This is a genomic window from Schaalia odontolytica, assembly GCF_002847525.1.
Lineage (GTDB): Bacteria > Actinomycetota > Actinomycetes > Actinomycetales > Actinomycetaceae > Pauljensenia > Pauljensenia odontolytica_B.
In genome coordinates, this window is the sequence record NZ_PKKM01000005.1 from 48,582 (window position 1) to 72,331 (window position 23,750).

General features: G+C 64.9%; 24 protein-coding genes. 3 read left to right on the forward strand and 21 right to left on the reverse strand.

The genetic code is table 11. The features are described from left to right. Positions 1-74 precede the first annotated feature (74 nt). From CYJ22_RS04305 to CYJ22_RS04365, 13 genes are all read right to left on the reverse strand, one after another. On the reverse strand, positions 75-374 hold the full coding sequence (locus tag CYJ22_RS04305) for a DUF2469 domain-containing protein (RefSeq protein WP_003795316.1): 300 nt from the start codon (positions 372-374) through the stop codon (positions 75-77). A gap of 54 nt (positions 375-428) precedes the next feature. Then, positions 429-1,100, reverse strand: coding sequence for a ribonuclease HII (locus CYJ22_RS04310; protein ID WP_007588723.1), 672 nt, complete (start codon positions 1,098-1,100; stop codon positions 429-431). Then, on the reverse strand, positions 1,097-1,843 hold the full coding sequence (lepB, locus tag CYJ22_RS04315) for a signal peptidase I (protein ID WP_007588707.1): 747 nt from the start codon (positions 1,841-1,843) through the stop codon (positions 1,097-1,099). The genes CYJ22_RS04310 and lepB overlap by 4 nt, the downstream gene beginning before the upstream one ends. A 110-nt stretch (positions 1,844-1,953) precedes the next feature. Next, on the reverse strand, positions 1,954-2,310 hold the full coding sequence (gene rplS / locus CYJ22_RS04320) for a 50S ribosomal protein L19 (protein WP_007588732.1): 357 nt from the start codon (positions 2,308-2,310) through the stop codon (positions 1,954-1,956). A 172-nt stretch (positions 2,311-2,482) separates the two neighbouring features. Further along, positions 2,483-3,835 (reverse strand): tRNA (guanosine(37)-N1)-methyltransferase TrmD, encoded by a 1,353-nt coding sequence (gene trmD / locus CYJ22_RS04325; protein WP_101601383.1) that lies wholly within the window; start codon positions 3,833-3,835, stop codon positions 2,483-2,485. 4 nt (positions 3,836-3,839) lie between these two features. Further along, the gene (gene rimM / locus CYJ22_RS04330; protein ID WP_007588706.1) at positions 3,840-4,352 is read right to left on the reverse strand and encodes a ribosome maturation factor RimM; all 513 of its coding nucleotides are present in this window, start codon (positions 4,350-4,352) and stop codon (positions 3,840-3,842) included. 89 nt (positions 4,353-4,441) lie between these two features. Next, the gene (locus tag CYJ22_RS04335; RefSeq protein ID WP_003792828.1) at positions 4,442-4,681 is read right to left on the reverse strand and encodes an RNA-binding protein; all 240 of its coding nucleotides are present in this window, start codon (positions 4,679-4,681) and stop codon (positions 4,442-4,444) included. A 2-nt stretch (positions 4,682-4,683) separates the two neighbouring features. Next, complete coding sequence (gene rpsP, locus CYJ22_RS04340) at positions 4,684-5,151, reverse strand: 30S ribosomal protein S16 (RefSeq protein ID WP_101601385.1); 468 nt, start codon at positions 5,149-5,151, stop codon at positions 4,684-4,686. Between the two features lie 215 nt (positions 5,152-5,366). Further along, positions 5,367-6,473 (reverse strand): amidohydrolase family protein, encoded by a 1,107-nt coding sequence (locus CYJ22_RS04345; RefSeq protein WP_101601388.1) that lies wholly within the window; start codon positions 6,471-6,473, stop codon positions 5,367-5,369. A gap of 3 nt (positions 6,474-6,476) precedes the next feature. Beyond that, positions 6,477-8,060, reverse strand: a complete 1,584-nt coding sequence (ffh, locus tag CYJ22_RS04350; RefSeq protein WP_101601389.1) for a signal recognition particle protein — start codon at positions 8,058-8,060, stop codon at positions 6,477-6,479. Positions 8,061-8,162: 102 nt separating this feature from the next. After that, on the reverse strand, positions 8,163-9,404 hold the full coding sequence (ftsY, locus tag CYJ22_RS04355; protein WP_101601391.1) for a signal recognition particle-docking protein FtsY: 1,242 nt from the start codon (positions 9,402-9,404) through the stop codon (positions 8,163-8,165). A gap of 58 nt (positions 9,405-9,462) precedes the next feature. Continuing rightward, positions 9,463-9,861 carry a hypothetical protein gene (locus CYJ22_RS04360; protein WP_007588713.1) on the reverse strand — a complete coding sequence of 133 codons (399 nt, stop codon included), beginning with the start codon at positions 9,859-9,861 and terminating at the stop codon, positions 9,463-9,465. A gap of 126 nt (positions 9,862-9,987) precedes the next feature. Further along, positions 9,988-11,613, reverse strand: a complete 1,626-nt coding sequence (locus CYJ22_RS04365) for an RNA polymerase sigma factor (protein ID WP_101601393.1) — start codon at positions 11,611-11,613, stop codon at positions 9,988-9,990. Positions 11,614-11,758: 145 nt separating this feature from the next. On the opposite strand from CYJ22_RS04365, the gene CYJ22_RS04370 reads away from it, so the two are divergent. Then, complete coding sequence (locus CYJ22_RS04370; protein WP_007588726.1) at positions 11,759-12,862, forward strand: polyprenyl synthetase family protein; 1,104 nt, start codon at positions 11,759-11,761, stop codon at positions 12,860-12,862. A 25-nt stretch (positions 12,863-12,887) separates the two neighbouring features. Here CYJ22_RS04370 and CYJ22_RS04375 read toward each other — a convergent pair whose 3' ends face one another. Then, complete coding sequence (locus CYJ22_RS04375; protein ID WP_007588769.1) at positions 12,888-13,241, reverse strand: Rv2175c family DNA-binding protein; 354 nt, start codon at positions 13,239-13,241, stop codon at positions 12,888-12,890. Between the two features lie 83 nt (positions 13,242-13,324). Here CYJ22_RS04375 and pknB point away from each other — a divergent pair, with 83 nt between their 5' ends. Further along, positions 13,325-15,268 carry a Stk1 family PASTA domain-containing Ser/Thr kinase gene (pknB, locus tag CYJ22_RS04380; protein ID WP_007588719.1) on the forward strand — a complete coding sequence of 648 codons (1,944 nt, stop codon included), beginning with the start codon at positions 13,325-13,327 and terminating at the stop codon, positions 15,266-15,268. Positions 15,269-15,348: 80 nt separating this feature from the next. Here pknB and CYJ22_RS04385 read toward each other — a convergent pair whose 3' ends face one another. The 3 genes from CYJ22_RS04385 to CYJ22_RS04395 all read right to left on the reverse strand — a co-directional run bounded on the left by CYJ22_RS04385 (position 15,349) and on the right by CYJ22_RS04395 (position 18,984). Beyond that, positions 15,349-16,791 (reverse strand): class II 3-deoxy-7-phosphoheptulonate synthase, encoded by a 1,443-nt coding sequence (locus CYJ22_RS04385; protein ID WP_101601555.1) that lies wholly within the window; start codon positions 16,789-16,791, stop codon positions 15,349-15,351. 10 nt (positions 16,792-16,801) lie between these two features. Continuing rightward, a complete protein-coding gene (locus CYJ22_RS04390) occupies positions 16,802-18,019 on the reverse strand; it encodes a pyrophosphate--fructose-6-phosphate 1-phosphotransferase (protein WP_007588760.1) in 1,218 nt (405 codons plus the stop codon). Between the two features lie 152 nt (positions 18,020-18,171). Then, the gene (locus tag CYJ22_RS04395; protein ID WP_007588781.1) at positions 18,172-18,984 is read right to left on the reverse strand and encodes a lysophospholipid acyltransferase family protein; all 813 of its coding nucleotides are present in this window, start codon (positions 18,982-18,984) and stop codon (positions 18,172-18,174) included. A gap of 58 nt (positions 18,985-19,042) precedes the next feature. On the opposite strand from CYJ22_RS04395, the gene CYJ22_RS04400 reads away from it, so the two are divergent. Then, a complete protein-coding gene (locus CYJ22_RS04400; RefSeq protein WP_243390452.1) occupies positions 19,043-20,776 on the forward strand; it encodes an exonuclease domain-containing protein in 1,734 nt (577 codons plus the stop codon). Positions 20,777-20,788: 12 nt separating this feature from the next. On the opposite strand, the gene trpD is transcribed toward CYJ22_RS04400, so the two are convergent. The 4 genes from trpD to erpA form a co-directional block, all read right to left on the reverse strand. Beyond that, positions 20,789-21,844 (reverse strand): anthranilate phosphoribosyltransferase, encoded by a 1,056-nt coding sequence (trpD, locus tag CYJ22_RS04405; protein ID WP_007588782.1) that lies wholly within the window; start codon positions 21,842-21,844, stop codon positions 20,789-20,791. Beyond that, positions 21,844-22,236 (reverse strand): response regulator transcription factor, encoded by a 393-nt coding sequence (locus CYJ22_RS04410; RefSeq protein ID WP_007588709.1) that lies wholly within the window; start codon positions 22,234-22,236, stop codon positions 21,844-21,846. Before CYJ22_RS04410 ends, trpD begins: the two co-directional genes overlap by 1 nt. A gap of 115 nt (positions 22,237-22,351) precedes the next feature. Beyond that, positions 22,352-23,350 carry an FKBP-type peptidyl-prolyl cis-trans isomerase gene (locus CYJ22_RS04415; protein WP_101601399.1) on the reverse strand — a complete coding sequence of 333 codons (999 nt, stop codon included), beginning with the start codon at positions 23,348-23,350 and terminating at the stop codon, positions 22,352-22,354. Positions 23,351-23,369: 19 nt separating this feature from the next. Further along, the gene (gene erpA / locus CYJ22_RS04420; protein WP_003795276.1) at positions 23,370-23,723 is read right to left on the reverse strand and encodes an iron-sulfur cluster insertion protein ErpA; all 354 of its coding nucleotides are present in this window, start codon (positions 23,721-23,723) and stop codon (positions 23,370-23,372) included. Positions 23,724-23,750 lie beyond the last annotated feature (27 nt).

Sequence of the window (23,750 nt, forward strand, 5' to 3'; positions counted from 1 at the left end):
ACCGCCCCCTGTGGATAGGGAGCGGCTCGCACTATGGCCTGTGGATAACCGCGCGCGGCGGTGTCACTGAAAGTTTAGGGGATGTCGAGCTCAGGCTTGGAGAGCTCCTCGACGTTCACATCCTTGTAGGTGATGACGCGCACCGAGCGCACGAAGCGCGACGAGCGGTAGATGTCCCACACCCACGCGTCACTGAGCGTCAGTTCGAAGAACACGTCGCCGCCGACCGGGCGTGCCTGCACATCAACGTGGTTGCACAGGTAGAAACGCCTTTCGGTTTCCACGACGTACTTGAACAACCCGATGACGTCGCGGTACTCCTTGAAGAGTTCCAGCTCCAGATTGTTTTCGTATCCTTCGATTTCTTCGCTCACGCAACCATCATGCCGGGCCGCGCGCCCAGCCGAGCCACGCCACCCCGGCGCGCCCTACTTTGTGGCCTGCGTCGGCATCTTCCACGACCGACGATGCTGATCCGACACGCCGAGCTCCGCGATGGCTCGGGTATGCGCGGCCGAGCCATACCCCTTGTTCGACGCCCATCCGTATCCGGGATCGTCAATCTCTTGCATGAGGTGATCGCGTGCGACCTTCGCAAGGACCGACGCGGCAGCGACGACTGCGCACGACGCATCGGCCTTGACCTGCATATGAACGGGGAGCTCACGCCCGAAGGGATCCTCCGGTCCATCAACCAAGCCGAATAGATCATCGGGAGCGGACAGCCAGTTGTGCGAGCCATCCAGGAGCACACCACCGGGCACGAGGCCATCGCTGGCAACGTCGGCAAGTGCGCGGCGCCCGGCCAGACGCAGGGCCGCGATAATACCCCACTGATCAATTTCCTGCGGCGAGGCGTAACCGACGGATGAGGCGAGCGTCCACGAGCGGACGGGCTCGACGAGTGCCTCGCGTCGACGCGCCGTCAGCGCCTTGGAGTCGGTGAGTCCTTCCGGGACGGGAGGCGCATCGATACCGATCACAGCGACACCGACCGCGACGGGACCCGCGAGAGCCCCGCGGCCCACCTCGTCCATGCCGGCGACGGTGCCCCAGCGCTGTGCCAAGGAGACCTCAAGATCACGCGACGCGGTCGTCATGAGGCGGCGGGAACGGAGGCAAAAACTTCGTGGTGCGCGATGTCGGTCGTCCACCGGGAAGTCGGCCAGATGACGGCCTGAACGGTGCCCACAACCGACGACACCGGGACGTAGGGCGACTGCCCAGAACCCATGTGATAGCGCGAATCAGCGGAATTCGAACGATTGTCACCCATCACCCACAGGTGTCCCTCGGGAACGACCACGTCGAAGGTACGTTCACCGCAGGGCACCTGGCCGTCGGGAACGTATGTTTCGTCGAGTTCAACCCCGTTGACGTTCACCTTTCCGTTCGCGCTCGTGCAGGTCACGTGGTCGCCACCGACGCCGATGACACGCTTGACGAGTGTCTGTTCGCCGCCACCCGGAATGAAGCCGGTGAACTCGCCGAGCTGGCGCAGAATCGAGGGCGATGTCGTTTGCGAGCCGCCGAGCCAGCCGAGCGTGTCGTCAAAAACAACGACGTCGCCGCGCTGAACGTTCGATGTCAAGGCATCGATGCGCGACACAGCGATGCGGTCATCTTCGACGAGCGTGTTGTGCATCGACGGGGATGGGATCCAGAAGACCTGAACGATGAATGCGCGCAGCAGCGAGGAAATGACAAGAGCCACAACGATGATGATGAGGATCTCGCGCAGCCACACAAGCGGGTTACGCCGTGCCCGAGCCTCCGCGCGGTCACGATCCCGAAGCGACGGCGAGTGCAGCGGTCCGAGCGTCGAACCTGCAGTCGGGGGCATGCAATCTCCTTGTCGTTGTGTCAACCATCCAAGGATACGGCGAGGCCCGACACCGGCGCGCGGTGTCGGGCCTTTCCGTGAAAAATGCCAAGGCTTGCGCCCGGCTGGCCTCACTCGGCCTTGCCGGAACGGTGCTCCTTGATCTTCGCGGCCTTGCCGTGACGCTCACGCAGGTAGTAGAGCTTGGCGCGGCGCACGTCGCCCTTGGTGACGACCTCGATGTGGTCGATCGTGGGGGCGTGCACAGGGAAGGTACGCTCGACGCCCACACCGAAGGAGACCTTGCGGATGGTGAACGTGGAGGACACACCGTGGCCGCGACGCGCGATCACGACGCCCTGGAAGACCTGGATACGAGAGCGGTTGCCTTCGATGACCTTGACGTGCACCTTGAGGGTGTCGCCGGCTCGGAACGAGGGGATGTCATCGCGCAGCGAAGCCGCATCAACGGCGTCCAGCTTCTGCATTTCTTCTCCTTGACGCATCTGCCGCAGGTCGGAAGCGCCTGGTTGGGCGGGTCGAACCCGCTCATTTGACGTGTGATTGTGCGCCTTGGTGTCCCCCTGCGGCAGGATGAACCGCGCACAATCTCGGCTATTATCCCACAACAAAGTACGCTGGGGCTAGTGTGAGCGCGCCTTATGCGGTGAGATCACGCACCATAACGACGTCATAGTTGGTCACTCCACCGACGTCGAAGGTTCGCGTCGAACGCTTGCGGAAGCCGTGGCGCTTATAGAAAGCCTGCGCGTTCTTATTGCCTCGGTTTGTGCCCAAGACAACGGCCTCATGCCCCATGTCGCGGGCATCGGCAACAGCACGCTCGATCAGCGCATCCGCAACACCGCTTCCCCGCCACGCCTCGTCCACGTAGCACTTCGACAGGTACGCGCTCCCCTCATCGACGCGTCCGGGACGTACGAGGTCGCTCGGCAGCGCATCGGGTCCGACGTGGGTGAGTACGTAACCGACGAGCCCGCCCGGGACCTCGGCAACGAACAGGCGGTGACGCTTGGGATCGGAAATAAGAGCGTCAAACACGTCGGCGCTGAGCTGCGTGGCGACATGCTCCACAATCGCTTCCTGGGACAGGTTCTCCGGACAAGCATCCGGGAACGTGCGCGCCGCAAGCTCACAGACTGCGACGACGTCCTCAAGCTCAGCCTGTCGTACGTTGAGGCGTTCCGCCGCGCCAGCTCGCGGGTAGGCAACACCGCAGCGAGCCAGCATCGCGCGGTCCTCGCCCGACAGGGAAGCGGCGTCCAGCGACAGCGCGAGATCGGGGCGAACGCGAGCTGTCTTCTCGATCGCTCGGTCACGACGCCAGCGTTCAATCGCCGCATGATTGCCGCCAAGGAGCACCTCGGGGATTTCGAGCGAGCGAAACTCTCGCGGCTTGGTGTACACGGGGTACTCAAGAAGTCCCGCGCCCGAGTGCGACTCTTCAACAAGAGAGTCCGGGTTGCCCATAAAACCCTCGAGGAGACGCGCGACGGCCTCGGTCAGAACCATCGCGGCAACCTCACCGCCGTTGAGGACGTAGTCGCCGATAGAGAACTCGACGACCTCAACCCCGGCGCCACGGTAGTGCTCAGCGACGCGCGCATCGATACCCTCGTAGCGCCCGCAAGCGACGACGATCTGATCGGCGTGCGCGAGTTCCTCCACTCGTGCCTGAGTCAGCGGTGTTCCCGAGGGTGTCGGAATCGCGAGAATACGACGTGACGAGGCCTGGGCCCCGCCTCCCTCACGCTTGGTGAGTGGCATGGCGAGGACCTCGTCGAGGGCACGCGCCCACACATCCGCGCGCATCACCATGCCTGCGCCACCACCGTAAGGGGTGTCATCGACGCTGCGATGCTTGCCGGTCGCCCACTCTCGCAGGTCGTGCGCCTGCAGCTGCACAAGCCCGGCGTCCTCCGCTTTGCCCATGAGGGACAGCCGCAGTGGCGCGAAATAGTCAGGGAAAATAGAGATGAGATCGAAACGCACGAGCTTAGTGATCCTCGCGCTCCGAGACGGCCTCGTCGTCAAAAAGCCCCGGAGGGGCGTCAATGATGACGACACCGCCCTCAACGTCGACTGTCGGGACGAGCGCCGTCACGAAAGGAACCATGACGGTGCCTCGATCAGTAGCGACGAGCAGGAGATCCTGTGCCGCCCCAGGCGTCAGCCCACTCACCGTTCCAAGGACGTCACCGGAAGGCGTACGCGCCTCAAGTCCCTTGAGTTCGTGGGGATACCAGGCGTCCTCTTCGGGATGGGCGTCGACGAGCAGACGCGCACCGCGCAGAGCCTCGGCCTCCTCGCGCGTACCGCACTCGTCAAACGAGGCCAGCACGCGATCCTTGTGTACCCGCACGGAACGCACCGTGAGCTGACGCTTCTGTCCTGCAACATCCAAGCGCGCGCCCGGTGCCAGGACCTCCGGGTCGTCGCTGCGCACGTCCACGATGACCTCTCCACGCAATCCGTGGGCGGGTCCGACGATAGCGGCTGTGAGCTGCATGTGTTCTCCTGACGATAAACGGGGACTCCCCCGAAGGATACAACGAAGGGGCCCGGCGATGCCGGACCCCTTCGCGACGTGTGCGAGTCTTACTCGCGATCCGTGTCGACGACGTCAACTCGGACAGTGCCACGCGTGGACAGCGCACCCATGACGGTGCGCAGCGCGCGAGCCGTCCGACCGCCGCGTCCGATGACGCGACCCAGATCCTCGGGGTTCACACGAACCTCAAGAAGCTGGCCACGTCGCATGGAACGAGGCGTCACCTCGACATCTTCGGGGTGGTCAACGATGCCGCTGACCAGGTGCTCCAACGCGTCGGCGAGCATGCTCAGGCATCCTCTCCGGCGGCCTCTTCGGAAGCCTGCTCGCCGGCCTCGGCCTCAGCAGCGGCTGCGGCAGCGGCGGCCTCTTCCTCGGCCTTCTTGGCGGAAGCAGCGGCCTTGGACTTCTCGGCTGCAGCCTCGGCATCCTTGATGGCCTGCTCGGCCTGGGCGGCCTTGTCAGCCTCGGAGACGACGACGCGGGAAACCGCGTCGGCCTTGCCGTTGAACTTGGCGATGTCACCGGTCAGGACCAGCAGGTTGCGGACCTGGTCGGAGGGCTGAGCGCCAACGCCGAGCCAGTACTGGGCGCGCTCGGAGTCAATGCGGATGATCGACGGGTTGGGCTGAGGATCGTAGTAGCCGACCTCTTCGATGACGCGGCCGTCACGCTTCTTGCGCGAATCGACAACGACAACACGGTACTGGGCGGCGTGGATCTTACCCACGCGCTTCAGGCGAATTCGAACTGCCACTTGAGTGGTCTCTCCATTTCAGATTGGTGTGGACCTTTGCGTCCCAAGGTGGGAAACACAGGGGTCGCATTGGACCGGGACACGACGGCACGCAGTGAGAGGGTCTACGAACCGCCGGGTACAGCTAGCGATTATGCCATATTTCGCGCCTGAATCCCAAGTCAGGGACGTGCGCTGTGTCGCTCGAATCGGTTAAATCGATCACTGCGAACACGTCAGGCGGAAGGACGCTCCCACGCGCTCACTCCATCGAGGAATACCCGCACGGGCTTGGACAGCGCCAGTGGGTCTTTTCTCGGATCCTCGTCCAGGATCAGGAAGTCGGCGCTCCCGCCGTCGACGAGGCCGGGGTAGCCGAGGTAGCGCTGGCTCACCCACGTGGCTGCATCGATGGTGAACTCGCGGGGCGCACCCCACTGGAGCCACAGGTCGATCTCACCGCCGATAGTTCCATGATCTTGGTAGCCACCCGAGTCAGTGCCCATCAGGAGCTGGACGCCGGAGTCAACGAGCATCTGGAAGTGTTCGCGCCGCATGTCGTACATCCCTTGCATGGTGGCCGCGTAGACGGGGTACTTCTCCCCCGCCTGAGCCGCAAACTCCTTGAAGAGCTCAACCTGTCGCAGCGTCGGCGTCACCGCGATACCGCGAGCGGCGATCTCGCTGGCTTGATCCGCATCGATACCGCTACCGTGCTCGATGTCGTCGACGCCGGCCTCGATGAGCGAGTCAATGACACCATGCGAGAAGGCGTGAACGGCGATCCGTGCCCCGGCCTCGTGCACGGCGGCAACCGCATCGTTCAGGACGGCGGGGTCCCACAGGGGCATGAGGTCCGAGTCTGCACCGCCGCTGCGGTCGATCCAGTCTCCGACAATCTTGACCCACCCGTCGGAGGAGTGAGCCATCGACGCGAGGACCGCGGGCAGCTCGCGCTGATCGCCGACATCCAGCGGTAGGTCGCGCATGTAGCGCTTCGGGCGCGCAACATGGCGACCACAGCGGATCAGGTGCAGGCCGGTCGCGCGAGCGGCAGGCGAGTTATCGACCGGCACGCCACAGTCACGTACGACGGTCACGCCGCTCGCGAGCGTCGCGCGCGCCTGCTCGACCATCTCGGCCTCGTCTACCGAACCGGTGTCCGAGTACCCGATGTGGCAATGCGTATCCACCAAGCCGGGGACAATAAATCCCACCGACGGCGCGCTTTGCTCCTCGCTGACACGACGGATAACTCCCCCGTCGACACGCCAAGTGCCACGCACCCACGACGGGCGCTCGGCTGCGCTATCCGCCCACAGGGCGAGGCCGGAGAACTCCATGCCTCAGAGCTGGCCAAGCATGCGCTTGACGTCATCCGGCAGATCGTCGATCGTCGGACGCGGAGCGGGGGCCTCCTGGGCAACACCGAAGGAGGAACCCTGGGGCGCGCTGCGCTCAGACGGAGGCAGCATGGCCTCCAGCTCCTGCTGCCGGCGCTTCGCGGGGTTACCGGAGCGTGCGCTCTTCTTCATGCGAGCACGCTGGGCCTGAGCCTTGCGGGCGTTGGCCTTCTGCTTCGCCTTGCCGCCGCGGCCGGGCAGTGCGCCCATACCGGGCACGCCACCGCCCATCTGGCCCATCTGCGCCATCATTTCGCGCGCAGCCTCGAAGCGCTGGACGAGCTGGTTCACCTCGGTGACAGTCGTGCCGGAACCGCGTGCGATACGCGCTCGACGCGAGCCGTTAAGGATCGACACGTCCTCGCGCTCGGCCGGGGTCATCGAGCGGACGATAGCCTCCACACGATCGACCTCGCGCTCATCGAAGTTCTCGATCTGCTCGCGCATCTGGGCGGCGCCCGGGATCATGCCGAGCATCTTCTTCATCGAGCCGAGCTTCTTGATCTGCTGCAGCTGGCTCAGGAAGTCGCCAAGGGTGAGCTGGCCGGCCATCGCCTTGGCCGCAACCTTCTCCGCCTCCTCGGCATCCATCTTCTTTTCGGCCTGCTCAATGAGGGTGAGGATGTCACCCATGTCGAGGATGCGACCGGCCATACGGTCGGCGTGGAAGCGCTCAAAGTCGTCGAGGCCCTCGCCCGTCGAGGCAAACAGAATCGGCGCGCCGGTCACGCCGCGAACGGACAGTGCGGCACCACCGCGCGCATCGCCATCAAGCTTGGACAGGACGACGCCCGTGAAGCCGACGCCATCGCGGAAGGCCGTGGAGGTGGAGACCGCGTCCTGACCGACCATGGCGTCGAGGACGAACATGATCTCGTGGGGGTTCACGGCATCGCGGATGGCGATCGCCTGCTCCATCATCTCCTGGTCGACGCCCAGGCGGCCGGCCGTATCGACGATGACCACGTTGATGCCGCTCTGGCGGGCGAACTCGACGCCACTACGCGCGACCTCGACGGGATTACCCACGCCGTTACCGGGCTCGGGTGCCCACACCTTGACGCCGGCTCGCTCACCGACAACCTGGAGCTGCTGGACGGCGTTGGGGCGCTGGAGGTCGGAGGCGACGAGGAGGACGGTCTTGCCTTCCTCGCGCAGCCACTTACCCAGCTTTCCGGCGAGCGTGGTCTTACCGGCGCCCTGGAGGCCGGCGAGCATGAAGACGGTCGGGCCGGACTCTGCGAAGTTCAGCTCACGCGTGGCACCACCGAGGATCTCGACGAGTTCCTCGTGCACGATGGAGACGACCTGCTGGCCCGGGTTGAGCGCCTTGGAGCGGGCTGCGCCGTAGGCCTTTTCGCGCACCTGCGTGGTGAACTGGCGAACGACGGGGAGCGCAACGTCCGCGTCGATGAGGGCGCGACGAATGTCGGAAATCGCGTGATCGACGTCCGACTCGGTCAGGACGCCGCGGCTGCGCAGGCTACGGAACGACTGGCTCAGACGATCTGACAGGTTTCCAAACACGTGTTTACTCCCAAGATGGCGGCTGTACTAGGCACAGGTTAGCGCACCTCGGCCCCGGGAGTCGTCTCACCGGGGCCGAGGTACGCGTCATGGTGGCGGGGTTCAGCCCTGCGCGGAACCCACGATCGCGTCGACGAAGCCCTGCGGATCGAAGGGGGCCAGATCGTCGGCACCCTCGCCGAGGCCGACGAACTTCACGGGAACGCCCAGCGCACGCTGGACGGACACAACGATGCCGCCCTTGGCGGAACCGTCGAGCTTCGTCAGAACGATGCCGGTCACGCCGGTAGCTTCCGCGAAGACCTCGGCCTGCTTCATGCCGTTCTGGCCGGTGGTCGCGTCGAGCACCAGGAGGACCTCGGAGACCGGGGCCTGCTTGGTCATGACGCGCTTGATCTTGCCGAGCTCGTCCATCAGCGTGGACTTGTTCTGCAGGCGTCCCGCGGTGTCGACGAGAACGACGTCGACGTCACGCTCAACACCTTCGCGCACGGCTTCGAAAGCAACAGAGGCAGGGTCTGCACCCTCGCGGTCGCTGCGCACGACATCGACACCAACTCGCTCGCCCCACGTCGCCAGCTGATCGGCGGCGGCCGCGCGGAAGGTATCGGCGGCACCCAGAATCACGGACTTGTCTTCCGCGACGAGGATGCGCGCGAGCTTGCCAACGGTCGTGGTCTTTCCGGTACCGTTCACACCGACCATCAGGACGACCGCGGGCTTGACGGAGCCGTCGACCTCGGGGCGTTCGAGGTTGAGAGAGCGATCCATGGAGGGATCGACAAGGGCCAGGAGCTCCTCGCGAAGGATTTCGCGGATGCGCGCTTCGTCAGTCACGGACTCGACCGCGACGCGACGCTTGAGGGCGTCCATCAGCGTGTCAGTGGCCTCGAGGCCAAGGTCAGCGATGAGGAGGGATTCCTCGATCTCCTCCCAGTCGGCGGCACCGAGCTGGCCGCGGCTGAGAACGCCGAGGATCGCACGCCCAAGCGAGCCGGAAGACGCGAGGCGTTCGCGCAGGCGCTCCATGCGGCCGCGCACGGGTTCGGGGCGCTCGATGGACGAGGCCGGGGTTGCGGGAGCCTCAGGGCTCTGCTCGGGGGTGGGCTCGAGCTCATCTACCGGACCCGCACGAGGCTGGTCCGTGTCATCACTCGGTGTCTCGGCGGGAGCCTCAGACGGAGCACCAGCCGGGGCCTGAACCTGTGGCTGAAGGGTCACGTCATCGGAAGAACGGCGCCGTGACGTCACGGCGACGCGAATAAGCACACCGATGAGCACGGCGACCGCCAGGGCGATAACAACCGCCCACGGCGACTGAAGGGAGGAAATAAAAGCGTCCATAGGGCCATTATCCCCTATGGACGCTCTTCACAGAAAACCTGAGTGCGGCATCACGAACTTAGGCCTGCGCTGACTCCTGTGTCGCCTGTGCGCCGCCATCAGCATGGCGACGTCCGCGGTCAAGACGCTCGCTGACACGGTCGGTCACAGTTTCGAGGCGGTCGATGCCGGGTAGGCGGTCAGCGTCAAAGTAGGCGCTCTTCGAGTCAGCGCTTTGCAGGAGCGAGTGCAGGGACGCCGTACGCGGTACCACGGGTCCGTCTGGTGAGGAGGAGGCACGCTTGGGTAGCGAGTGATGGGTCTTCACCTCATCGGCGATCTCTTCGCTCTCTCGCTTGATGACGCCCTTCCACTCGTCCGCGCTACGGCGCGACAACGCCAGGACAGCGACAACGCCGCCAGCGACGACGAGTACCAGAACGACGGTCAAAACGAGAATCAGTGCACCCTCAAGCATGTGATTATCCTGCCCTACTAAAGCCTCACTACGCGACGATGCCACCCGCACATGCACGCATTGTGACGATGTTGTCACGAGGGCCGGGAACGTTTGTTCCCGGCCCTCGAATGTGTCAATAGCGCGTCAGTCGAGGTAGTCGCGCAGAACCTGCGAACGCGAGGGGTGGCGCAGCTTCGACATGGTCTTGGATTCAATCTGACGGATACGCTCGCGCGTCACGCCGTAGACCTTGCCGATCTCATCGAGAGTCTTCGGTTGGCCGTCGCCCAGGCCGAAGCGCATCGACACAACGCCGGCTTCACGCTCGGACAGCGTGTCCAGGACGTGGTGGAGCTGCTCCTGCAGCAGGGTAAAGGACACGGCGTCCGCAGGCACGATGGCCTCGGAGTCCTCGATGAGGTCACCGAACTCCGAGTCGCCGTCCTCGCCGAGAGGCGTGTGCAGCGAAATCGGCTCGCGACCATACTTCTGAACTTCGACAACCTTCTCGGCGGTCATGTCGAGTTCCTTTGCCAGTTCCTCGGGAGTGGGTTCGCGACCCAGATCCTGGAGCATCTGGCGCTGGACGCGCGCAAGCTTGTTGATAACCTCGACCATGTGCACAGGGATGCGGATCGTGCGAGCCTGGTCCGCCATCGCGCGGGTGATTGCCTGACGAATCCACCACGTGGCGTAGGTCGAGAACTTGTAGCCCTTCGTGTAATCGAACTTTTCGACAGCGCGAATAAGGCCCAGGTTACCTTCCTGGATCAGGTCCAGGAACTGCATACCGCGACCGGTGTAGCGCTTGGCAAGCGAAACAACGAGTCGAAGGTTCGCCTCGAGCAGGTGGTTCTTCGCCTGCTGACCGTCCTGCGCCAGGAAGTGCAGTTCACGTCGCTCGCGGCTGGTCATCTCATCGGCCTGGTTCTTCAGCTTGTACTCGGCGTATAGACCAGCCTCAATACGGCGCGCCAGGTCAACTTCCTGCTCGGCGTTTAGCAGCGAGACCTTGCCGATCTGCTTGAGATAGTCCTTGACCGGGTCCGCGGTCGCACCGGCAACCGTCACCTGCTGGATAGGCTCGTCGGTCTCGTCAGAGTCGGAGACGACGAAGCCGCCCTTCACGTGAATGCCGGCGTTGGTCCGCTCGCGCAGAGCAGCGCCCTCGGAGACCTTGGCGTCTTCGTCCTCGGAATCTTCCTCAGCGTCAGCCGTTTCCTCGTCGTCGGTGTCAGCCTCAAGCTCCGGATCCTCAAGGTCTTCACCCGTGGGTTCGAAGTCCACGCCCTCGGTGTCCTCGATCTCAGGAACGACCTCTTCGACGACCTCTTCTTCCTTCTTCTTGCGTCCGCGAGGCTTCTTGGCAGCCTTCTCCTCGGTGTCGGCCTTCTTCGTCGTCTTCTTCGCAGCTGCCTTCTTGGCCGGGGCCTTCTTCGCGGGAGCCTTCTCCTCAACGACCTCGGCGGCGGCGTCCTTCTTCGTCGTCTTCTTGGCAGCTGCCTTCTTAGCCGGGGCCTTCTTCGCGGGAGCCTTCTCCTCGGCGACCTCGGCGGCGGCGTCCTTCTGGGTTGTCTTCTTCGCGGGAGCCTTCTTCGCGGCAGACTTCTTCGCGGCAGACTTCTTCTCGGCGGGGGCGCTAGCCGCGTCCGCCGTGGCCTTCTTGGCGCGCGTCGTCTTCTTCGCGGGGGTCGTCACCTCCGTGGTTTCCTCAGTCGTCGCGGAGTCCTTTGCCGAAGCGCGAGATGCACTCACACGGGTCCCTTTCATTGATGGGCATGCACAACAGAGCCGATTGCAAATCGGCATACCATCGCCAGTCTAGTGCCTTACCACGTAGTTTTCCTGGCGGTAGGTGTGAGGATGCCCCACCTTGAGACCACGCTGCCCCCGGCTCCTCGGTTAGAGTGGCCTCATGACTCTGAGCGACAGTTTCGCAACACTGCGTCCCCATATCGACGAGGCGACGGCCACAAGCCTCGCCACCCTCCTCGCTCGCGCCGGCGCTTCAGGTAGATCCGAAGAGTTTTCGCGCGCTGTTCTCGCTTCCGTCTCCGGCGGCAAGCGCTTCCGCGCTCTGATGGCGCACGTCGGCTACGCGCTCAGCTCCGGCATCGCGCTCGACCAGGTGTCACTCCCCCACCTCAGTGCGGCTCTCGAGCTCTACCAGGCCAGTGCCCTCGTCCACGACGACATCATTGACAAGGCAGACGAGCGACGCGGGATGCCCACCCCGCACAGGACGCTTGCCCATCATCACGCATCCTCGTCGTGGATCGGGTCATCAACAGACTTCGGCCGTCACGCCGCCATCTTGGTCGGGGATTTCCTCTTTTCAGCGGCGACTGCCGCGGCGGATGAACAGGCGCTCACCCTGCGGCAGGACTGCGCGCGCGCCTTCGCGAGGCGCTTCGCGGACATGCACGCGGAAGTGGCGCTCGGCCAGTACCTAGATATCACCGCCGAACAAAGCCCGCTGGACCCGCAGCGCACGGACGCGTTGAGCACGAGCGATTCCCTCGAGGTCGCACTGCACAAGTCGGCACGCTACTCGGTCGTTCACCCCGCCATTCTTGGCGCGATCTGCGGAGCGCCCTCGATTGACGGTGTCGCCGAGCTATTGAATGTCCTCGAGACGATCCTCACCCCGTGGGGCCTTGCGTTCCAGCTGCGCGACGACGACCTGGGCGTCTTCGGAGATCCGGCCGTAACCGGCAAACCCGCAGGCGATGACCTGCGCGAAGGAAAGCGCACCGCCCTACTCGCACTCACCTGGGAGGCGTCCTCCCCCGCCGAGCGCCGCGCGCTGACGGACGTTCTTGGGGTCACCGAGGCCTCGGCGGAGCAGATCGCAACCGCTACCGAGATCGTCGAGCGCAACGGGCGCGCCGCGCACGAAGCGGAGATTGCCCGCCTCGTGGCCGACGGTCATGCCGCGCTCGACGCCTCCAGCTTCACTGACGACGCTCGCGCCATGCTGCGCGAACTGTGCTCCATCCTCACCGCCCGACGCGCCTGACGCTGGCCCATGCGGCGGTCGGCACTCAGAAGGCAAGCGTCGAGGCGATGCGGTTCACGCGATGGTGGCGGCCCGACGTGAGCGCGTCGATGGGGCGCTCACCCAGTTCATCCTGTTCGGCATACAGCCACGCAAGCGACTCTTCTGCGGTGAAGCCATCATCGGCCAGAAGCGTCAGCGTGCCCTGCAGGAACGGAAGCGGTTCCCAGCCGTTCGCACCCTTGACGAGGACTTCCTGAGGAACACCGCGCACACCGTCGTCTCCGCGTGCCTCGATCAGGACGCGGTCACGGATCAACTGCTTGAGGCGACGCTCCTCGATGCCGAGGAGACGGCACACCTCGTCGGTGGGCAACACGGTGATATCAGCACTGGTCATGAGCGCAAGATTACCCCATTCATGCGCCGCACCGACACTCACGCTTCCCGTATTTTCGCGAAAACTCTCATAGAATCAACCAAGTGAACGACGAACAGACATTCGACCAGACCGACCCGTTGATCGGGCTCCTGGTCGACGAACGATACCGAGTCACGCGCCGACTAGCCCGCGGCGGCATGGCAACCGTGTACATCGCACAAGACGAGCGCTTAGAGCGCCCCGTCGCCCTGAAAGTCATGCACCCGCACCTGGCGGACTCCCAGGATTTCGTCGCACGATTCCGTCGTGAGGCCCGATCGGCAGCCCGCATCGTTCACCCGGGTGTCGTGTCAGTCTTCGATCAGGGCGTGATCACCGGACAGGGCTTCCTCGTGATGGAGCTCATCGACGGAACTAATCTGCGCCAGCTCCTGCGAGCGCAGGGTGCCTTCACGATCCCGCAGGCGCTGCGCTACACGACCGACATTCTCGAGGCACTGCGCGCCGCTCACCGCGTCGGCGTTATTCACCGTGACATCAAGCCTGAGAATATTCTCGTTCCCACCGAAGGCCCCGCCAAGGTCACCGACTTTGGGTTGGCGCGCGCAGCCTCCGAGGTCTCGATGTCGTCAACGGGCAACATGCTCGGAACCGTCGCGTACATTGCGCCAGAGATCGCCACGACAGCCGAGGCCGACGCACGTTCAGACATCTACTCCGTAGGCATCATGCTCTACGAGATGCTCACGGGCTCCGTTCCGTGGGCGGGCGAGTCACCGCTGCAGATCGCAACCCACCACGTCTCCGACGATGTTCCCAGCCCGTCCGAGGCCCATCCGTGGATCCCCCGAGAGATCGACGACCTCGTCGCCGCCCTCACCGCCCGTGACCCCGCCTCTCGCCCCGCCGACGCATCGGATGCGATCGACCTAGTCGCGCGTGCGGCTGCAACGATCCCTTCAGAACTCGCTAGCCGACGTGCCGAGATCGCACCCTCCGACCGCGCTGACTCTTCGCAAATCAGCGCACTCAACACGGAGGTCATCTCCGCCCAGTTCACGCGTCCGCTGCCGCTCCCCGCACCGTCAACGCTCGCGACGGTCCACACCTCGTCCCCACTGCCTGAGGCTTCAGAGAACACGTCGACCAATACCTATAAGCGCGCGGCCCTGTGGGTGAGCCTCGTCGTCCTCCTGCTCGCGGCGGCAGGTATTGGCGGCAGCTGGTGGTGGACCGAGTATGGCCCGGGCTCCTACCTGACCATGCCCGCTACCGACGGTCGTCCTCTGGCAGAGGTGCAGGCTGAGCTGAACGCAATGGGCCTGGCATCCACCGTCGAGGAGGAGTTTTCGGACGACGTCGCGTCCGGATCGATCACCCGTTCCGATCCGGAGGGTGGCGAACCCGTCCATAAGCGGGCTGAGGTCCAGCTCTACGTGTCCAAGGGAGTGGACATGAAAAACGTGCCCGACGTTGCCGGCAAGAGTCAGGATGACGCGAAAAAGGCGCTCACGGAAGCCGGCCTGGCTCTCGGAGCAATCACCGACGCCTACTCTGAGGACGTGCCCCAGGGACAGGTCATCTCCCAGTCCGTAGCGTCCGGAACGTCGGTGCCCCACGACACGGCTGTCGACGTCGTACTGTCCAAGGGCCGAGAGCCCCTGACGGTCCCCTCGCTGGGCGGGATGACCGCCGACGCCGCGAAGACCGCCATCGAGGCACTTGGCCTTGTCGCGACGCCGACCGAAGCCTTCTCCGACACGGTCGCCGAAGGACAGATCATCTCTCAGCAGACCAATGAGGGAACGATTCTGCACCGCGGCGACACCGTCGCCTACACCGTTTCCAAAGGCCCCGAAAAGGTCGCTGTTCCCGATGTCGTGGGGCGCCAGCGCCAGGAAGCGCGTACCATCCTCGAAAACGCCGGCTTCACCGTCCAGGAGGAAGCCATCCTCGGCGGCTTCTTCGGCACCGTCCGACAGACCGATCCTGCCGGTGGAACAATGCTGAAAAAGGGAAGCGTCGTCACGATCACGATCGTCTGACGTCACGTCCGCCCCAGCACTGACGCCCACTAAGAATCCCGGCCTCGTCCATGACAGACGAGGCCGGGATTCTTATCCGATCAGTTCTCCTCCGCGGAGGAACCCTTCGCCAGGTACTGAGCGACCTGGAAGGCCATCTCCAGGCTCTGCTGGTGGTTCAAACGCGGGTCCACGAGCGTCTCGTAGCGGTCGCGCAACGACTCATCGTCGATGTGCTCACTGCCGCCAATCACCTCGGTGACATCGTCGCCGGTGAGCTCAACGTGCAGGCCACCCGGCACCGTTCCCGTGGCCTCGTGGGCCTCGAAGAATCCACGGACCTCGTCCATGACCGTCTCGAAGCGACGCGTCTTGTAGCCAGTCGACGACGTGATCGTGTTGCCGTGCATCGGATCCGTCATCCACGTGATCGGGCGACCATCCTCGCGTGCGGCTTCCAAGAGCGGCGGAAGCGCCTCACGGATGCGACCGGCACCCATGCGCGTAATGAACGACAGGCGCCCCTCCTCACCGTCCGGGTTGAGGCGATCAATGAGCGCGAGCATCTGATCCGGCGTGGTCGACGGGCCGAGCTTGACCCCAATCGGGTTACGAACACGCGACAGCAGCTCGATGTGAGCTCCCTCCTCCTCGCGCGTCCTCTCCCCCGCCCACAGGAAGTGAGCGGACGTGTTGTAGGGCTCGCCCGTCCGCGAATCGATGCGCGTCATGGCTGACTCGTACTCGAGCAGCAGCGCCTCGTGGGACGAATACAGGTCAACGTCGCGCAGCGTCTCAAAGTCGACGCCAGCGGCTCCCATGAACTTAATCGCCCGGTGGATGTCCTCGGCCAGCGACTCGTAGCGTGCGTAGGCCGGATTCGACATGAAACCCTGATTCCAGCGGTGCACCTGGCGCAGGTCGGCGTAGCCACCCTTCGTGAAGGCGCGGATCAGATTCAGCGTCGAGGCCGCGTGGTTGTACAGCGACAGAAGACGCTGCGGGTCGGGTTCGCGTGCTTCGGGCGTGAACTCGAAGGAGTTCACGGCGTCGCCACGGTAGCTGGGCAGTGTCACACCGTGGCGCGTTTCCATATCCGACGAACGCGGCTTCGCATACTGGCCAGCGATACGTCCGACCTTAATAACCGGCAGCGACGCGCCGTAGGTCAAGACGACCGCCATCTGCAGCAGCGTCTGAATCTTCAGGCGCACGTGGTCCGCCGTCGCCTCGGCGAATGTTTCGGCGCAGTCCCCGCCCATTAGGACGAAGGCCTCGCCGCGGGCAGCCGCACCCATCCACGTGCGCAGGTCGTCAACCTCCCCGGCGAACACGAGCGGCGGCTGACGGCGCAGCTGCGCCGTCACATCACTGAGGTGCTGCGAGTCCGCGTAGGAAGGCTGTTGGGCAGCGTCCAGGCCGCGCCACGTGTCCCAGGGAGCGAGCTCCCCGGACTCGGGCGACCACAGACGCTCGGGGACGCGGCGGGAGCGAGGCTTACGCACAGGCTCGCCGCCGCGTCCGGGAGTGATCGAAGGAATCACGCGAAGCGACTCACTCGCCGGCAGGCTCGACACTCTGGCCGATCTCGGCCATCATCTCGAGGAACCACGGCTGGGAGATGTCGAAGGGCTTACCGCCCGCGATGCGCGGGAACGGGATAGCCTTCAGGCGATCGCCGTCTTCCTCGTCGTGGCCGATAACGCCGGACTCGCCCTTGAAGGCGCACTCGACGGCGAGGTCGGTCATGGACTTGATGAGGCGCAGGTCGTCGGCGTTGGCGCGCGAGGAACGCGAGAAGTAGCCCGACTTCTGAACCATGACCTTCTCGGCGTCGATCTTCTCGGCGAACTGCTTGGCGAACCACTGGCCGGGGTTGATCGTGTCGAGCTTGACGTGGCCGAAGGGGTCACGCTGGACCTCGCCACCGGCAGCCTCGATCTCCGCGATGATCTCAGGCACGCCGGCGCCCTCGGACAGGAAGATGTTGACGTTGCCCTGCTCGTCCATGATGGCCTTGAGGCGCGCAGCCTCGGCGTCCAGGTCGATCTTCATCTCGGGCAGGAAGATGGCGTGGATGTCCCAACGCTCCTGGGACAGGCCGATGGAGGGCACCCACTCCTGGGTCTTCAGCCAGTCGTGGTAGCACTTCGAACCGGCGGCGGTCAGCCAACCGCAGTGGCGGCCCATGATCTCGTGGATGATGAGCATGCGCGGGTTAGAGCGATGCTCGCCGATGACGTTCTGGGAGTACTCGGAGACCTCTTCAGCGGCGGTCCAGGCACCCAGCGACTGGCGGATCGGCACAACGTCGTTGTCGATCGTCTTGGGCAGGCCCACGACGGTCAGGTGGTAGTCGTGCTCCTCCAGGTAGGCGGCCAGATCGGCGGCCGTCGTGTTGGTGTCATCGCCACCGATGGTGTGCAGGACGTCGACGCCGTCGGCGCGCAGCTGCTCGGCGGCCTTCTGCAGCGGATCCTCATCCTCGGACACGAGGCCACGCTCGACCAGGTTCTTCTTGTTCGTCAGCTTGACGCGGGAGTTACCGATCGGGGAGCCGCCGAAACGGTGCAGGACGGCGGCGTGCTTGCGCGCTTCCTCGTCCACCAGCACGTAGTTGCCGGTGAGCAGGCCGTGGTAGCCGTTCTGGTAGGCGATGATCTCAACGGTGGGATCGATTTCGTTGTAGCGCTCAATGAGTCCGCCGACGGCGGAGGACAGGCACGGGGCGAAGCCACCTGCGGTCAGCAGGGCAACACGACGGACCGACATGAATGTCACCTTTCTCAGGTTGGTTAGGTACGGGCCCGCGCGCGTGCGCAGGGCACGGTTCATTCTACCCGGCTCACATCACGTTTCGCCAAGGACGCCCGTCCCACGGAACGCGATTGCAAGCACCAACCATCGGTGACGGCCCGGCCCTGTTACTCCTTGTCCGAGTCCTTCTCGCCGTCACTGCTCTCTTCCTCGGGAGCGGTCGGAACGGGCACCTCGGGGGCGGTGCGCCCACCGGGCGCGGGACGACCGTTGGAGGGCACGGGCCCCTCGAAGGCGCCCTCTGCGGCGAGCTGCGCCTTCACGTCGGCGGCGTACAGATCGACGTATTCCTGGCCGGACAGGAGCATCAGGTTGTACATGATCTCGTCGGTGATGGCCCGCAGCACGTAGCGGTCCTTGTCGAGGCCGCGGTAGCGCGAGAAGTCCAGGGGCTCGCCGATCACCATGCCGATGTTCGTGCGCGAGGGGATCTTCTGGCCAATAGGCTGCGCCGCATGGGTTCCGATCATGGCAACGGGAATAACGGGGGCGCCGGACAGCAGAGCGAGGCGGGCAACGCCGGTCTTGCCGCGGTAGAGGCGTCCGTCGGGACTGCGGGTGCCCTCGGGGTAGATGCCGAAGAGCTCACCGTCGCGCAGGCGCTTAAGACCGGCGTTGAGTGCGGCCTCGGATGCGCGACCTCCGGTGCGGTCCACAGGGATGGTTCCGACGGCGCGCATGAATTCCTTTGTCATCCACCCCTTGAGACCGGTGCCCGTAAAGTAGTCGGCCTTCCCCATGAAGACGACCTCGCGGTCGAGCATCATCGGCAGGAAGACGGAGTCCCACACGGCGTTGTGGTTGGACGCGAGGATAGCGGGTCCCTCGGCAGGAATGTTTTCCTTGCCGCGGATCCACGGGTGATAGGCGGCCTTCAGAATGGGGCTGCCGGTCGCCTTGAGAGCCTGATAGAACGCCACTGTCACTCCTGAAGTCTCGACGGGCGCGCGAGCGCGCGAACGAATTAGTATCAACTGTATGACGAAACGAACTCCCGTGCGCGATTGTGGGGAAACCATAGCGCCCGGCGAATCGGCTCGTCCTTTCGCTCGATCAGTGGTGTCTGCGGCCCTGTCGAGGGCCTCTTCGGTGGAACTTCAACCCAGCCTTGACGCCGTCGGGACGCCGGCCTCGGGCGGGCACTGGGTCGTCGTCGACCTCGAGACGACAGGCCTGGGCGCGGGTGCCGAAATTACGGAGATCGGCGCGGTGCTCGTCCGCGACGGAGCGGTCGTGGACGAGTTTTCTTCCCTCGTCAAGCCCTCGCGTCCTATCCCGCCGTTCATCACGTCGCTGACGGGCATCACGCCCGCGATGGTCGCAGACGTGGACCCGATCGCGGCCGTCCTCGAGCGCTTCATGGAGTGGTCAGGCCTTGGAACGGAGGACTCCCCCGTCCTCGTCGCGCATAACGCCTCCTTTGACGTGGGGTTCCTGCGCCGTGCGGCCCGTGCGTGCTCACGCCCATGGCCGCGCGTGCGCGTCGTCGATACGTTGGCACTCGCTCGGCTCGCCCTGCCACGCCCGCTCGTGCGCAACCACAAACTGGGCACGGTCGCTTCCTACTTTGGTACCGCCACCGTTCCCGAACACCGGGCGCTCGGAGACGCTCGCGCGACAGCTGAGATCCTTCTTGGCTTCATTGACCTGCTCGCAGGGGCGGGGGCAACCGATGTCGAGGACCTCATCGCCCTGACGGACCAGGCTCCGGCCAGGCGCCCGACGACGCCTGACTTCGTGGCTGACCTGCCCGCTTCCCCCGGTGTCTATCACTTCATCGACACCGCAGGAGACACTCTTTACGTGGGATCGGCCTCGTCGCTGCGCTCGCGCGTGGGCAGCTACTACACGAAGGGCGAGAAGCGGCCGAAGGTTCAACGCATGGTGTCCCTGGCCGCGGGGGTGCGCCCCTATCCGACCGCGTCGATTCTCGAGGCGCGGATCCGGGAGCTGCGCGACATCAAGGCTCTTGCGCCGCCTTACAACTCCGCGTCGAGGCGCCAGGGATCCCAGCACTGGGTCATCGCCGAGGCCGGCCGCCCCCGCGTCGTTTCGTCCGTCACGCTTGACGACCTACCCCGCGCCCTCGGCCCTTTCGGCACGCGTGCGCATGCCTTGCGAGCTTCCGGGGCAATCGAACGGGTGGTGGCTCAGTCCGATTCCGACAGCGCACACGCGATACTTAACGAGGCCGTGGCCGCATCCTCGCTCACGGTGCCCCACGCGCTCACCGCCCTCATGGAAAAACTCTCCACCCAGGGCCTGTTCGAAGCCGCCGCGAGCGTGCGCGACGAGCTTGCCGCTTACATGGCAGGAGTCGAGCGTTCGACGATGCGACCGATCTTGGCTGCCACGCGTATTGTCTGGGGGACGCGCCGTGACGGCGGCGAGGCGGGCTGGATTCTGCACGTGGCCTCGCACGGGCGCCTCCTCAGTTCGGTCGTGGTGCCCCCGCGCTCTGATGCGTCCCCGTGGATCGATGTCCTCACCTCGACGGACCCCATCGAGACCGGCGGGATGGCCGCCTCAGTCGCCTCGTGGGCGGAGACTTCACTCCTGTGCTCCGAGCTGAGCCGAGAGGGAACGCGCCTCGTCGAATGGAACGGGCCGCTGCCCTGGTCCCAGTCTGCCGACAGCCCACTACGCGACGGGCGGCTGCGCGAGCTCTTGGCCCACGCAACCGCCCATCAGCGTCTGTCTCCGCGCGCCTAGCGCGCGAGGGTGTCATCCGTTCGAGGCAGCCACCCAACGCTCAACGAGTCGGGCGCCCGAACCATCGGCCAGCGCCGCAAGGGCGCGCTCGACGGCGCCGCGCATGCGGGGCTCGAAGTCGGCCCGCGTCACGGGGTTGTCCAGGCCTTCCCAGGCCAGGATGCCGGCGCCGACGTTGAGGGCGACAGCGTCGCGAACCGCGTCCGCCCCACCACCCGACAACACGTCGCGAGCAACCGCAGCGTTCTCGGACGCCTCGCCACCCGCGAGGTCCTCAATCGAGGAGGAGGCCATGCCCAGGGATTCGCGCGCATCGAACTCGGTTTCTACAACCGCTCCACCCGACACCAGCCACACCTGATTCGCATCGGTCGTCGTCAGCTCGTCGAGGCCGGTGTTCGCGCCACGGAATACGAGCGCGCTCAGCCCGCGCGACGCGTACACGCCCGCCATGAGACGCGCGTTCTCCTCGCGCGAGGCACCAATCGCACACGCCTGGACGCGTGCCGGGTTCGTCAGCGGCCCCAGGACGTTAAACGCCGTGGGGAAGCCGAGGGCGCGGCGCACGGGGGCCGCGAAGCGCATCGAGGGGTGCATCTTGTTCGCAAACAGGAATGCGATGCCAACCTCGTCGAAGACGCGGCGCAGCGCGTCGGCGTCGAGGTCGAGGTTAACGCCGAGAGCCTCGATGACGTCCGCGGAACCCGACTTCGAGGTGGAGGCGCGGTTGCCGTGCTTGACCAGCGGAATCCCCATCGCGGCGAGCACGATGGCGGACATTGTTGAGATGTTGACGGTCTTGTATCCGTCGCCGCCCGTGCCCACGATGTCGAGCGCGCGGCTGGGCAGCTCGACGTGTGCCGCGTGATCCTGCATGCCGTCGGCCAGACCGTGGATCTCATCGACCGTGGCGCCCTTGATAGCCATCGCGGTCAGGAAGGACGCGAGACGTGCCTCGCCGAGTTCGCCGCTCATCACCTGGTCCATCAGCCAGTACGACTGGCCGTAGTCAAGGCTCTCGCCCGCGGTCAGGGCACCGATGATCGGCCCCCACTCCTGCGTGGCCATCACTTGGCTCCACGCAGCACGTCGGCGACGGTCTCCTGAAGAATGATCGGGTCGATCGGATCGGCCACGACGGCGGCTGCTCCGGCCCACGTCGCCAGCCACTCGTCCTGGGGGCGGGCGGTCAGGAAAACGATCGGGGGAACACCGTCACGGGTCTCGCGCAGATCCTGGGCGATCGACATGCCACCCTCCTTCTTCGACTCAGCGTCGAGGATCAGCATCGCAAAGTCCTGCTGATCGAAAGCATCGCGAACGCCGAAGCCCGTGGCGGCCTCGACCCATTCGATGCGAGGCGTGTCCTTGGACGCACGCAGCCCAACGCCGTTGATGACGGCACTTCGCTTATCCTTGTCGTCGCTGAAAACCAGGATTCGAACGGTTTCTTCACTCATGGAAGCTCTCCTTGCATATGTCGGCCAAATCGACGCGATGAGTCCATTCTAACGGGTAGCGGGCGGCTCCCACACTGGGAGCCGCCCGCTGACGTTTACCTAAGTCGGCGCGAGATCACTGCATCGAGGACGTACCCACGATGTCGACGACGAAGACGGTGGCACGATTGGGTGTCGCTTCCTGACCGGACTGCGCTTCCGCGCCCGGAATCGGTGCCACGATGAGGAGGCGAGAACCGATGGTCACACCCGTGAGCTCGGCATCATGCACGGGAGCCTTATTGGGAGCCTGGCTCCACGAAGACTGCGTCTGACCGCTGGCACCGAAACCGCCGACCACCTGCTTGTAGAGCACGGTCTGGTCGTCCGTGAGCGCCTCGCCCGAACCCTTGTAGATCGTGTAGATCTTCTGCTCGGTGGGGGCCGCGACGCTCTCGTCGATCGTCAGGGTCGGCTCGACGCCGGGCTCCCCAGTGACCGTGATGCCGGCGGGCAGTTCCTCGCCCGTTGCCACGCCACTGCTCAGGACTGCATCATCGGCAAGGTTGTCAGTCGCCACACCCACAATGTCCACGACAAACACGAGAGTCGAGTTCGCGGGAATATTGCCGCGGGCCTGGCCGCCGTAGCCGAGCGACGCCGGAATCACCAGCTCGACGCGGTCACCCACATGCGTGTGCGCGAGGCCGTAGGTCCAACCCTTCACCACCTGGTTGAGGGAGAACTCGATAGCATCGCCACGCTCGAACGACGAATCGAAGACCGTGCCGTTCCACAGGGCACCGACGTAGTTCGCCTTGATCGTCGCACCCGGGCACACGAGCGCGCCATCGCCCTGCTTGAGGGTCTTGACGAGCACCTTCGAGGTCGGCTCTGAGCCGCTACCAGCGGCAATGACGGGAGTCTCCTCGCCCGAGATCGACGGGAAGTTGCCCGTGCCGCTGCGGTCGACGTTCGCATTCTGGTCAGCGGAGTCGTCCGTCGAACAGGCGGAGTAGTCGATCTCCGCGGGAGCGGGAGACGAAGACGACGAAGCGTCGGAGCAAGCCGCGAGTCCGAAGACGAGCGCGGCGGCGCCAGCGAGGGCGCCGAAACGGCGCAGAGAGGACATCATGGAATGGTGTTCTTTCGGCTCAGTGGAAGGATTCGCCGCAGGCGCAGGTGTTCTGGGCGTTCGGGTTATCGATCGTGAAGCCCTGACGCTCGATGGTGTCGGCGAAGTCGATCGTTGCGCCGCTCAGGTAGGGCACGCTCATGCGATCGACGACGACCTCAACGCCGTCGAAGGAACGAATCGCGTCGCCGTCGAGCGTGCGATCGTCGAAGTACAGCTGGTAGATAAGGCCGGAGCAGCCGCCCGGCTGAACGGCAATGCGCAGGCGCAGGTCATCGCGACCCTCCTGCTCGAGGAGGCTCTTGACCTTCGCAGCGGCGACGTCGGTGAGGATGACCTCGTGGGTGGGAGCCTGAATTGCGGACTCGGACATGATGCTCCTTTTCGTGACGAATAGATG

Coding starts and splice junctions, on each gene's coding strand:
- rplS (WP_007588732.1), bottom strand. CDS start 2,310: ATGCAGAAGCTGGACGCCGTTGATGCGGCTTCGCTGCGCGATGACATC.
- CYJ22_RS04370 (WP_007588726.1), top strand. CDS start 11,759: ATGACTCTGAGCGACAGTTTCGCAACACTGCGTCCCCATATCGACGAG.
- trpD (WP_007588782.1), bottom strand. CDS start 21,844: ATGGCCACGCAGGAGTGGGGGCCGATCATCGGTGCCCTGACCGCGGGC.
- CYJ22_RS04415 (WP_101601399.1), bottom strand. CDS start 23,350: ATGATGTCCTCTCTGCGCCGTTTCGGCGCCCTCGCTGGCGCCGCCGCG.
- CYJ22_RS04375 (WP_007588769.1), bottom strand. CDS start 13,241: ATGACCAGTGCTGATATCACCGTGTTGCCCACCGACGAGGTGTGCCGT.
- ftsY (WP_101601391.1), bottom strand. CDS start 9,404: ATGGACGCTTTTATTTCCTCCCTTCAGTCGCCGTGGGCGGTTGTTATC.
- lepB (WP_007588707.1), bottom strand. CDS start 1,843: ATGCCCCCGACTGCAGGTTCGACGCTCGGACCGCTGCACTCGCCGTCG.
- rimM (WP_007588706.1), bottom strand. CDS start 4,352: ATGCAGCTCACAGCCGCTATCGTCGGACCCGCCCACGGATTGCGTGGA.
- CYJ22_RS04410 (WP_007588709.1), bottom strand. CDS start 22,236: ATGAGTGAAGAAACCGTTCGAATCCTGGTTTTCAGCGACGACAAGGAT.
- CYJ22_RS04335 (WP_003792828.1), bottom strand. CDS start 4,681: ATGCTCGCCGACGCGTTGGAGCACCTGGTCAGCGGCATCGTTGACCAC.
- CYJ22_RS04400 (WP_243390452.1), top strand. CDS start 19,043: ATGACGAAACGAACTCCCGTGCGCGATTGTGGGGAAACCATAGCGCCC.
- CYJ22_RS04360 (WP_007588713.1), bottom strand. CDS start 9,861: ATGCTTGAGGGTGCACTGATTCTCGTTTTGACCGTCGTTCTGGTACTC.
- CYJ22_RS04310 (WP_007588723.1), bottom strand. CDS start 1,100: ATGACGACCGCGTCGCGTGATCTTGAGGTCTCCTTGGCACAGCGCTGG.
- CYJ22_RS04365 (WP_101601393.1), bottom strand. CDS start 11,613: ATGAAAGGGACCCGTGTGAGTGCATCTCGCGCTTCGGCAAAGGACTCC.
- erpA (WP_003795276.1), bottom strand. CDS start 23,723: ATGTCCGAGTCCGCAATTCAGGCTCCCACCCACGAGGTCATCCTCACC.
- CYJ22_RS04390 (WP_007588760.1), bottom strand. CDS start 18,019: ATGTCGGTCCGTCGTGTTGCCCTGCTGACCGCAGGTGGCTTCGCCCCG.
- CYJ22_RS04345 (WP_101601388.1), bottom strand. CDS start 6,473: ATGGAGTTCTCCGGCCTCGCCCTGTGGGCGGATAGCGCAGCCGAGCGC.